The 12,504-nt window shown below is 71.8% G+C and carries 1 pseudogene; it reads left to right on the top strand.

The window, feature by feature from the left end:
- Nucleotides 1-220: 220 nt before the first annotated feature.
- Nucleotides 221-12,391 (top strand): annotated as a pseudogene (locus tag ACZ6SF_RS21625) (amino acid adenylation domain-containing protein); the annotation flags it as partial.
- Nucleotides 12,392-12,504: the final 113 nt, after the last annotated feature.

Genomic DNA, 12,504 nt, shown 5'->3' with positions numbered 1-12,504 from the left:
TAGCGACGCGAGCGAACAACACAGCGAGCGTGAACACGACGCGAGTACCGCGGCGGCGCTGTGCCGCGCCGGGTGCGCCGCGGTGGCGACGAGGCAGACGAGGCAGGTAGATGGGTTCGGTAGTCGGACAGCGGTGTGAGCACGTCCAGGGTGTGAGGCAGGTATGACCCGCCCCGCACGCACCCGGCCCACCCGCACCCGACGGCCCCGGCTCACCGCGCTGCCGCAGCTCATGGCCACCGCGGTGGAGACGAACCCGACCGGTATCGCGGTCGTGCACGCCGACGCCGGCGCCACCCTCGCGACCCTCACCTACGCCGAGCTCGACGAACGGTCCAACCGGCTGGCCCGGCTGCTCATCGCCCGCGGGATCGGTCCCGAGGACCTGGTCGCCGTCGGGATCCCGCGGTCCCTGGATTCGGTGGTCGCGGTCTGGGCGGTGGCCAAGACCGGCGCCGGATACGTGCCCGTGGACCCGAACTACCCGATCGACCGGGTGCGGCATATGGTCACCGACTCCGGTGCCGTCTTCGGGCTGTCGGCGGGCGACTCCGGTGCCGGCCTGCCCGACCAGGTGCAGTGGCTGCGGCTCGATTCCGCCGAGACCGCCGAGCGGCTGGCGGCCGAATCCGCCGATCCGGTGACCTTCGCCGATCGGGTGCGCCCGCTGCGCGCCGAACACCCCGCTTATGTGATCTACACGTCCGGTTCCACCGGAACCCCCAAGGGCGTCGTGGTCACCCAGGCCGGACTGGCCGGGTTCTGCGCCGAGCAGCACGACCGCTACCGGGTCGACACCTCCTCCCGGACCCTGCATTTCGCTTCGCCGTCCTTCGACGCGTCGGTGCTGGAACTGCTGCTGGCGCTGGGCGGCGCCGCGACCATGGTGGTGTCCGCGCCGACCGTGTTCGGCGGGGACGAACTGGCCGGGCTGCTGCGCCGCGAGCGGGTGACCCATGCCTTCATCACCCCGGCCGCGCTGGCCTCGCTGGATCCGGCGAACCTGGACGAGCTGCGGGTCGTGGTGGCCGGCGGCGAGGCCTGCCCGCCGGATCTGGTGCGGCGCTGGGCCGGGACCCTGGCCGACGGCCGGCCGCGCGAGTTCTACAACGGGTACGGCCCCACCGAGACCACCATCATGACCAATATCAGCGATCCGCTGGCCCCCGGCGATACGGTGGTCATCGGCGCGCCGACCCGGGGGATCACCGAATACGTTCTGGACGAACGGCTCTCACCGGTGCCGACCGGTGTCACCGGCGAGCTGTACATCACCGGCGCGCAGCTGGCCCGCGGCTACCACGCCCGGCCGGGCCTGACCGCGTCGCGATTCGTGGCCGATCCGTTCGGCGAGGACGGATCGCGGCTCTACCGCACCGGTGATCTGGTCCGCCGCCTGGCGGACGGGACCGTGGAATACCTGGGCCGCAACGATTTCCAGGTGAAGATCCGCGGGTTCCGGATCGAACTCGGCGAGATCGACGCGGTCCTGGCGAGCCACGAGTCGGTGGATTTCGCGGTCACCGTCGGCCACGAGGTCGACAGCGGGGCGACGGTACTGGCGGCCTATGTGCACGCCGCCGACGGATACGCCGTCGATACCGAGGAGCTGCTCGCGCTGGCGGCGAGCCGGCTGCCCGCGCATATGGTTCCGGCCGGAATCACCGTGCTGGAGGAGATCCCGCTGACCCCGGTCGGCAAACTCGACCGCCGGGCGCTGCCCGCCCCGCAACTGCGCACCAAGACCTACCGGGCGCCGGAAACCGGTCTGGAGAAGCGGGTCGCCGAGGTATTCGGCGATCTGCTGAACCCGGCCGATCCGATCGGCGCCGACGACGATTTCTTCGAGCTGGGCGGTAATTCGCTCATCGCCACCCAGGTCGCGGGCCGGCTCGGGGCGGCGGTGGACGCCCGGGTCCCGGCGCGGATGATCTTCGAGGCGTCCACCGTGGCGACACTGGCCGCGAAACTGGCCGAGCTGAGCGGTACCGGTGGGCGCCCGGCGCTGCTCGCGAAGGAACGCCCGGACAGTGTCCCGCTCTCCCCGGCGCAGCAGCGGATGTGGTTCCTGAACCGGTTCGATCCGGCGTCGGCGGCCAACAACATCCCGTTCGCGGTGCGGCTCTCGGGTGCGCTGGATATCGCCGCGCTGCAGGCCGCGCTCACCGATGTGCTGCGGCGGCACGAATCGCTGCGCACCGTGTACCCGGAGGTGGACGGTGCCGGGCATCAGGTGGTGCTGCCCGCCGAACGGGTCGCTCCGGAACTCGCCCCGCGGCCGATCGCGGCGGACGAACTCGACACCTGGATCGTGGGCCAGGCGCTCACCGGATTCGATGTGGCGGCCGCGGTGCCGCTGCGGATCGCGCTGGCCCGTATCGAGGGCGCCGAACCCGGCTATGTGCTCTCGGTGGTGGTGCACCATATCGCCGCCGACGGTTCGTCGATCGGACCGCTGGTCCGCGATCTGATGACCGCCTATCTGGCCCGGACCTCCGGAGACGCGCCACAGTGGGCGCCGCTGCCGGTGCAGTACGCCGACTACACGCTGTGGCAGCGGGCCGTTCTCGGCGACGAGGACGATCCGGGTTCGGTGGCCGCGGCGCAGCTGGCCTACTGGCGGGAGCGGCTGGCCGGTATCCCGGACCGCCTCGACCTCCCGGCGGACCGCCCCCGGCCCGCCGTGGCCTCGGGAGCGGGCGCGATCCACGGGTTCGAGGTGGACGCCGCGACCGGCGCGCGGCTCGAAGAACTCGCCCTGGCCGCCGGCGCCTCGGTGTTCATGGTGGTGCACGCGGCGCTCGCGGTCCTGCTGGCGCGGCTGTCCGCGACCGGCGATATCACCATCGGTACCCCGGTCGCGGGCCGCGGCGAACGCGAACTCGACGATCTGATCGGCATGTTCGTGAACACCCTGGTGCTCCGCACCGAGGTCGATCCGGCGCGCGGTTTCGCCGAGCTGCTGGCGGGGGTCCGCGAATCGGACCTCGCCGCGTTCACCCACGCCGACCTCCCCTTCGAGCGGTTGGTGGAGGCCCTGGACCCGGTGCGGTCGCAGGCCCATCACCCGCTGTTCCAGGTGGCGCTGTTCTACCAGAACATGGAGACCCCGGCACTGGAACTGCCCGGGCTCTCCGTGCAGGCGGTCGAATTCGACGGCGCCGTCGCCAAATTCGATCTGCAACTCTCCATCGGCCCGCGCGACGACGGCGGCCTCGGCGCCATGTTCACCTATGCCACCGAACTCTTCGACCGCGCGACGGTCGCGGAGTTCGCCGACCGGCTGCTGCGCGTCCTGGACGCGGTGCTCGCGGACCCGGACCGGCCGGTGGGCGAGATCGAAATCCTCGCGGAGCCCGAACGGCTGCGGATCCTGCGCGAGTGGAACGACACCGCGCATCCGCTGCCTCCGGAACTGCTGCTCGACGGCTACCGGCGCGCGGCCGCCGCTCATCCCGGCGCGGTGGCGGTGGTCTACGAATCCGAACGCCTCACCTACGCGGAGTTCGACGCCCGTGTGAACCGGCTGGCCCGGTTGCTGATCGAGCGCGGTGTGGGGCCGGAAGTCCTGGTGGGGCTGGCGATCCGGCGGTCGCTGGACCTGGTCGTGGGTATGTACGCGATCGTGGCCGCCGGTGGCGCCTACGTTCCGCTCGACCCCGACCACCCCGCCGAACGTATCGCCCATGTGCTCGATACCGCCCGCCCGCTCGTGGTGCTCGCTACCACCGACGCCGCCGCCGGGCTGCCGTCCGGCGCGCCGGTGCTCGCGCTCGACGAACTCGATACCGCGCCCTACGAATCCGGGCCCATCCGGCCGGCGGAACTGCGCGGTCCGCTGCGTCCGCAGCATCCGGCCTACGTCATCTTCACCTCCGGGTCCACCGGGCGCCCGAAGGGTGTGGCCGTCCCGCATGCCGCCATCGCCAACCAGATCGCCTGGATGCTGCACGAGTACCCGATGGGTCCGGGGGATGTGTACCTGCAGAAGACGGCGACCACCTTCGACGTCTCGCTGTGGGGCTATTTCATGCCGCTGCGAGACGGTTCGGCGCTGGTGGTGGCCACCCCGGACGGCCATCGCGATCCGGTCTACGTGGCCGAGGCCATCGCCGCGCACGGTGTCACGGTCACCGATTTCGTCCCGTCCATGCTCACCGTCTTCGCCGCGCACACCACGCCCGGTAGCTGCCCGACCCTGCGCGATATCTTCGTGATCGGGGAGGCGCTGCCGCCGGAGACGGTGGCCGCGGTGGGCGCCGTCACCGGCGCCGCGGTCCACAATCTGTACGGGCCCACCGAGGCCGCGGTATCCATCACCTACTGGCCGGCGCAGCGGTCGCCGGCCCGTTCGGTCCCGATCGGCCTGCCGCAGTGGAACAGCCGGGTCTACGTCCTCGACGGCCGGTTGCGGCCGGTTCCGGTGGGTGTGCCCGGCGAGTTGTACCTGGCCGGTGACCAGCTGGCCCGCGGCTACACCCGGCGCCCCGATCTGACCTCCGACCGGTTCGTGGCCGACCCGTTCGATACCGGCCGCCGCATGTACCGCACGGGCGACCTGGTCACCTGGCGCGTCCATCCGGAAACCGGATCGGTGGTGCTGGACTACCAGGGCCGCACCGATTTCCAGGTGAAGTTCCGCGGCCAGCGGATCGAACTGGGCGAGATCGAGACCGCGCTGCTGGCCGAGCCCGTGGTGAGCCAGGCGGTGGCGCTGGTGACCGCCTCCGACCTCGGTGACCAGCTGGTCGCCTATGTGGTGCCCGCACCCGGCGCGAGTATCGACACCACGGCGGTGCGCGCCGGGCTCGGTGAGGTGCTGCCCGCGTATATGGTTCCCGCCGCGCTGGTGGTGCTGGACGCCTTCCCGCTCAACCCGAGCGGCAAGCTGGATCGCAAGGCGCTGCCCGCCCCTGAATTCACCGGACGTGATTTCCGGGCGCCGGCCACTCCGGTGGAGGAGATCGTCGCCGGAGTGTTCGGCGAGGTGCTGGGCGTGACCCGGGTCGGCGCCGACGACGACTTCTTCGCGCTGGGCGGTAACTCGCTGGTCGCCACCCGGGCGGTGGCCCGGCTCGGCGCGGCGGTCGGCGCGACGGTGCCGGTTCGCGCGCTGTTCGAAACCCCGACCGTCACCGCGCTGGCGGCGGTCGTGGAATCGCAGACCCACGACGGGCGCGGAATCACCCTCGCCGGTATCGAACGTCCGGAGGTCTTGCCGCTGTCGCTGGCGCAGCAGCGGATGTGGTTCCTCAACCGGTTCGATCAGGGCGAGGACGCGGCCGCCGCCGCGGGATCGGCTGCCTACAACCTGCCGTTCGCGCTGCGCCTCACCGGCAGCCTGGATATCGCGGCGCTGGGGGAGGCGCTGCACGATGTCGCGGCCCGGCACGAGGTGCTGCGCACCGTCTACCCCGAAACGGCGGACGGCCCGGTGCAGTCGGTGCTGCCCGCCGGGCGGGTGCGGCTGGATACCGCCGCCCATCGCGTGGACGCGGCCGGTGTGCCGGCACAGGTGTATGCCCTCGCCGCCGCGTCGTTCGATGTCACCGAACAGGTTCCGGTGCGGGTGCGGCTGCTCGAGATCGCCGACCTCCCGGCCGGTTCGGAGCCCGAATACGTGCTCGCGGTGGTCGTGCACCATATCGCCGCGGACGCCTCGTCGATGGCGCCGCTGGTCCGTGACGTGATGGTCGCGTACGCGGCGCGCAGTGCCGGTTCGGCCCCCGGCTGGGCGCCGCTGCCGGTGCAATACGCCGATTACGCGGTGTGGCAGCGCGCGGTGCTCGGCTCCGACGACGATCCGGAATCGGTGGCCGCCCGGCAGATCGGCTACTGGCGCGAAACCCTCGCCGGGGTACCGGATGTCCTGGAACTGCCCACCGACCGGCCCCGGCCGGCGGTCGCGTCGATGGCGGGCGACCGGGTCGCGGTGGCGATCGACGCCGATACGCATGCCGCGCTGCTGCGGCTGGCCCGCGCGCACAACGCCACCCTGTTCATGGTGGTGCACACCGCGTTCGCGGTACTGCTGGCACGGCTGTCGGGGTCCGACGATATCGCCGTCGGCACCCCGGTCGCCGGACGCGGCGAACGCGAACTCGACGACCTGATCGGCATGTTCGTCAACACGGTCGTATTCCGCAGCCGGATCGAACGCGGCGAGACCTTCGCCGCGCTGCTGGAACGGCAGCGGGTCACCGATCTGGCCGCCTTCGGGCATGCGGATATCCCGTTCGAACGGCTGGTGGAGGTGCTGAACCCGCCGCGGTCGACCGCCCATCACCCGCTGTTCCAGGTGGGTCTGTCGTTCCAGAACGTGGCCCGTGAAGCGCTGGAACTGCCCGGTCTCTCGGTGGCCCCGGTGGACGCGGAACTGCGGGTCTCCCAGTTCGATCTGCATCTCATCGTCGGCGACGGTTACGACGCCGCGGGCGAACCGGCCGGTATCGGCGGGTTCCTCACCTATGCCACCGACCTCTTCGACGCCGCCACCGTCGAAACCCTGGTGGCGCGGCTGCACCGGTTGCTGGGCGCCCTGGTCGCCGATCCGGAGTCGGTGGTCGGCGATATCGATCTACTCGACCCGAGCGAACGTGACGAACTGCTGGTGGGCCGTAATGCCACCGGGCACGCCGTCGACACCCCGGACACCCTGGCCGGTGTCCTGGACCGCGCCGTCGCGGCCCGGCCCGACGCCGCGGCGCTGGTCACCGCTGACGGGACCCGGATCGGTTACGCCGAGCTGGGCGGCCGGGTGCGGCGACTGGCCCGGCGGCTGATCGCGCAGGGGGTGGGCCCGGAGGACCGGGTCGCGCTGGCCATGCGGCGTTCGGCCGATCTGGTGGTGGGTATGTACGCCGTCACCGCCGCCGGGGGCGCGTATGTCCCGGTGGATCCGGACCAGCCCGTGGAACGGATCGACTACATCCTCGAGACCGCCGCACCGGTCGCGGTGCTCACCGATACCGCCACGGGTTTCACGACCGGCGTGGCGCCGGTGCTCACCGTGGACGAGCCGGACGACGGCGACGACGCGCCCATCACCGACCGGGACCGGGTGCGCGCGCTGCGATCGCACAACACCGCCTACGTGATCTTCACGTCCGGGTCGACCGGCCGGCCGAAGGGCGTCGCGGTCCCGCATTCCGCCATCGTGAACCAGCTGGCCTGGAAGACGGCCGAATTCGGGCTGCGCTCGGTGGATACGTTCCTGCTCAAGACCGCCGCCACCTTCGACCTGTCGGTCTGGGAGTTCTGGTCCGGGCCGGCCTGCGCGGGCACGCTGGTGATCGCCGCGCCCGACGGCCATCGCGATCCGGTGTACCTCAACGACCTCATGCGGCGGACCGGCGTCACCACCCTGCACGTGGTGCCGTCGATGCTCGACGCCCTCGCCGCCGACGGCATCCCGCAATCGCTGCGCCGGATCCTGGCCATCGGTGAGGCCCTGCCCGCGGCCACCGCGCAGCGGGTGCTCGCGGACCGCCCGGATACCGCGCTGTACAACCTGTACGGGCCCACCGAGGCGGCGGTATCGATCACCGTCCACCGGGTCACCGCCGCCGACGAACTCGGCGTGGCCATCGGGGTGCCCGAATGGAACAGCCGGGTCCAGGTTCTCGACCCGCGCCTGCACCCGGTGCCCCCGGGTGTGACCGGCGAGTTGTACCTCGCCGGTGCGCAATTGGCGCGCGGCTACTTCGGCCGCCCGGAACTCACCGCGGAGCGATTCGTCGCGGATCCGCGCACCCCGGGTGCGCGGATGTACCGCACCGGTGATCTGGCCGCCTGGAACGCGGCCGGTGAACTGGAATACCGCGGCCGCACCGATTTCCAGGTGAAGGTCCGCGGATTCCGGATCGAACCGGCCGAGATCGAGGCGGCGCTGCTGGCGTCGGCGGATATCGCCCGGGCCGCCGTGGTGGCGGTGGCCGATTCCCGCGCCGGTGAGCGGCTGGTGGCCTATCTGGTCGCCGCGGAGCGGGACGGGGCGCGCGCGGAGATCGATACCGCCGCCGTGCGCACCGCGCTCACCCGGGCGCTGCCCTCCTATATGGTGCCGGCGGCGTTCGTGGTGCTCGGCGAACTGCCGTTGAACAGCAACGGCAAACTCGACCGTAAGGCACTGCCGGCCCCGGAATTCGCCGCGCGTGGGTTCCGGGCGCCGGGCACACCGGTCGAGGAATTGGTCGCCGGCGTGTTCGCCGAGGTGCTGGGCGCCCAGCGGGTCGGCGCCGACGACGATTTCTTCGAACTCGGCGGAAACTCCCTGCTGGCCACCCGGATCGTCGCGCGGCTCGGCGCCGCGCTGGACACCCGGCTGCCGGTGCGGACCCTGTTCGAGGCCTCCACGGTGAGCGGCCTGGCCGCTCGCGCGCAGTCCCAGGCGGGACAGGGCGGACGTCCGCCGCTGGTCGCCGGGGCCCGGCCCGACCCGGTTCCGCTGTCGCTTGCCCAGCAGCGGATGTGGTTCCTCAACCAGTTCGACACCACCTCCGCCGTCTACAACATCCCGGTGGTCATCCGGCTCACCGGTGATCTCGATACCGGCGCGCTACGCGACGCGGTGGCCGATCTGGTGCGCCGCCACGAGATCCTGCGCACCACCTACCCGCAGACCGGTGACGGTCCGGTCCAGCGGATCGCCGCGGCCGTCCCGGTGGAGCTGCCGGCCCTGCCGGTGAACGAGACGGTGCTGCCCGGGGCGGTGTGGTCGGCGGTGTCCGAGGGCTTCGACGTCACCCGGGAACTGCCGTTCCGGGTGCGGCTGCTGAGCCTGGCGGCCGATGATCACGTCCTGGTCTTCGTCGCCCATCACATCAGCACCGACGGCTGGTCGATGGGCCCGCTGACCCGCGACCTCATCACCGCCTACGCCGCCCGTCGCGGCGGCGCGGCCCCGGCCTGGACCCCGCTGCCGGTGCAGTACGCCGACTACAGCGTCTGGCAGCGGGCCATGCTCGGCGCGGAGACCGATCCGGGCAGCGTGCTCGGCGCGCAATCCCGGTATTGGCGCGAGACCCTGGCCGGGCTGCCCGAGGAACTGCCGCTGCCCGCCGACCGCGCCCGGCCCGCCGTCGCGTCCTACCGGGGCGAAACCCTCGGCCGCGAGATCGGCGCGGAGCTGCGGGCGCGGCTGGAAACGGTGGCCGCCCAGCACAACGCCACTCCGTTCATGGTGATCCACGCGGCGCTCGCACTGCTGCTCGCGCGGCTGTCCGGAACACGCGATATCGCCGTGGGCACCCCGGTGGCCGGGCGCGGTGAGGCCGAACTCGACGATCTGATCGGCATGTTCGTCAATACGCTGGTACTCCGCACCGAAGTCGATCCGGGGGAGAGCTTCTCCGATCTGCTCGCCCGCACCCGGACCACCGACCTCGGCGCCTTCGGGCACGCCGATCTGCCGTTCGAGCAGCTGGTGGAACTGCTCGACCCGGTCCGTTCGGCGGCCCGGCATCCGCTGTTCCAGGTGATGCTGACCTTCCAGAACCTGGGCAGTACCGACCTCGAACTGCCGGGACTCACCGTCTCCGGGTTCGATTCCGGGGAACCGCCGGCCAAGTTCGATCTGCAGGTCACCATCGCCGAGGCCGCCGCCGAGGGGCCGATGACGGCCCTGTTCACCTATGCCACCGATCTCTTCGACGCCGCCACCGTGCGCGGTATCGCGGACCGGTTCGTGCGGTTGCTCACCGCGATCGCGGCCGATCCGGCGACGGTGACCGGCGATATCGATCTGCTCGCGCCCGGCGAGGCCGACCGGGTCCTGCGCGCCTGGAACACCCGCGGTGCGTGGGTGCCCGGCGCCACCCTGCCCGATCTGATCGCCGAACAGCTGTGGCGGCGGCCGGCGGCCACCGCGATCCGCGCCGGTGACACCACCCTGACCTACGCCGAACTGCATCGCCGGGCCAACCGGGTGGCGCGGGCGCTCATCGCCCGGGGCGCGGGTCCGGAATCGCTGGTGGCGGTGGCGGTCGGGCGCGACGCGGATCTTCCGGTCGCGTTGCTCGGCGTTCTGCTCTCGGGTGCGGCGTATCTGCCCGTGGACACCGGGTATCCGGCCGAACGCCTGGAATTCGTCCTCGCCGACGCCGCGCCCGTCTGCCTGCTCACCACCGCGGCCGAACAGGCGTTCGTACCTGCCGGTGACCTGCCGGTGGTGCTGATCGCCGAGACCGGGGAGTTCGCCGACCATCCGATCCGCGACGCCGACCGCCGTGCGCCACTGCGGCCCGACAGCCTCGCCTACGTCATCTACACCTCCGGCTCCACCGGAGTCCCGAAGGGCGTGGGTGTCGCGCACCGCAATGTGGTGGAGCTGTTCGCCAACACCCGGCCGCTCTTCGATTTCGGCGCCGACGATGTGTGGACGCTGTTCCACTCCTACGCGTTCGACTTCTCGGTATGGGAGTTGTGGGCGGCGCTGGCGACCGGCGGTTCGGTCGTGGTGGTGGACTATCCGACCTCGCGCTCGCCGGAACAGTTCCGCGATCTGCTGATCCGGGAACGGGTCACCGTGCTCGATCAGACCCCCTCCGCGTTCTATCAACTCGAGGCCGCCGACCGTGAGGCCCCGCCCGCCGAATTCGCGCTGCGCTATGTGATTTTCGGCGGTGAGGCGCTGGATCCGCGCAAACTCGCGCGCTGGTTCGACCGGCATCCGGCCGGCGCCCCGCAGCTGGTGAACATGTACGGCATCACCGAGACCACCGTGCACGTCTCCTTCCTGGAATTGGACGAGACGGCAACCGCCGAGAGCAGCAGCGGGATCGGGCGGGCACTGCCGGGCCTGAACGCCTATGTCCTCGACGACCGGCTGCGGCCCGCCCCGGTGGGCGTGCCGGGCGAGCTGTACGTCTCCGGCGCGCAGCTCTCGCGCGGATACCTGGGCCGGCCGGGACTCACCGCCACCCGGTTCGTCGCGAACCCCTACGGCGCCCCGGGATCCCGGCTGTACCGCACCGGTGATCTCGGCCGCTGGTCACCCCGGCCGGACCGGCCGGGGCTGGAATACGCGGGCCGCGGCGATCAGCAGGTGCAGTTGCGTGGTTTCCGGATCGAGCTGGGGGAGATCGAGGCGGCGTTGCTGCGCTGCCCGGGCGTCGACCAGACCGTGGTGACGGTGCGCGGCGGCGAGGCCGGGGACCGGCTCGTCGGCTACGTCGTCCCCGCCGGGCCGGCGGTGCTCGATCCGGCGCAGATCCGGGACGCGGTCGCGAAATTCCTGACCGGCTACATGGTTCCCGACGCCGTCGTGGTGCTCGACGCCCTGCCGCTCACCCCGAACGGCAAACTCGATCGCGCGGCGCTGCCGGCGCCGGCGGTCGTCGGGAGCGCGGGCGCCCGCGCCCCCGAATCGCCGATGGAACAGCTGGTGGCCGCGACCTTCGCCGATCTGCTGGGCGCCGAGGATATCGGCGCCGAGGACGATTTCTTCGGGCTCGGCGGCAATTCGCTGCTCGCCACCCGCGCCGTCGCGGCGCTGCGCGAGCGGACCGGGATTCCCGTTGCGGTGCAGTGGTTCTTCGGCGACGCCACGGTGGCCGGGCTGGCCGCCCGGCTCACGGGCGACGCGGAACCCGATGCCGCCGAGGCCGGTTTGGGTGTGCTGCTGCCGATCCGCGGAACCGGTTCCGCCGCGCCGCTGTTCGCCATCCACCCGATGTACGGTCTGGCCTGGTGCTATGCCGGACTGGCCGGGGAACTCCCGGCCGGGCAGCCGATCTACGGTATCCAGTCGCCGGCGCTCACCGAACCGGACTACGCACCCGATTCGCTCGGCGACGTGGCCGCCCGCTATCTGGCCGAGATCCGGCGCGTCCAGCCCGAGGGGCCCTACCGGCTGCTCGGCTGGTCGCTGGGCGGGGTGCTGGCGCACGCGATCGCGACCGGACTGCAGCAGTCCGGGCAGACCGTCGAACTGCTGGCGCTGCTGGACAGCCATCCCGACCCCGATACCGCCGGTTTCGAGGACGCGGTACGTCAAGCGCTGGGAGAACTGGGCATCGGCGCCGAAATACTGGGCGCCGGCGCCGATATCCGTGAACTCTCGGACGAGGCGCTGGCCCGGCTGCACGCGCTGATCCCGGCCGACCTCGTGGGGATGACCCCGCAGCGGCTGCGGCAGGTGTACCGGGTGGCGGTGCGTTCGGCCGAGCTGATCGCCGGATACCGGCCCGGAGTGTTCGACGGCGCGGTGGACTACTTCGGCGCCGCCGTCCCGACCCCCGGGCCCGGCGGGCCGGCGCCCCGGGCGCAGGACTGGCAGCCCTATGTCTCCGGCACGGTCACCGAATATCCGGTGCCTGTCCCGCACGCCGGGATGACGTCACCGGATGCCCTGTCGATCATCGGCCCGTGGCTGGCCGAGCGGCTGAAATAGCGTCGCGCCGGGGCGGGCCCGGCCCGGGCGGTACCGGGCGAAACGGGCACCGAGCGGCGACGACGCCCGATGACGTGTAGCTGTCGGCGGTCCGGGCCGGTAACCTGCCGGGT

The organism is Nocardia sp. NPDC049935, from assembly GCF_055586645.1.
Note: the sequence above shows the minus strand (reverse complement) of the source record. Positions and strands in the feature narration are given on the sequence as shown.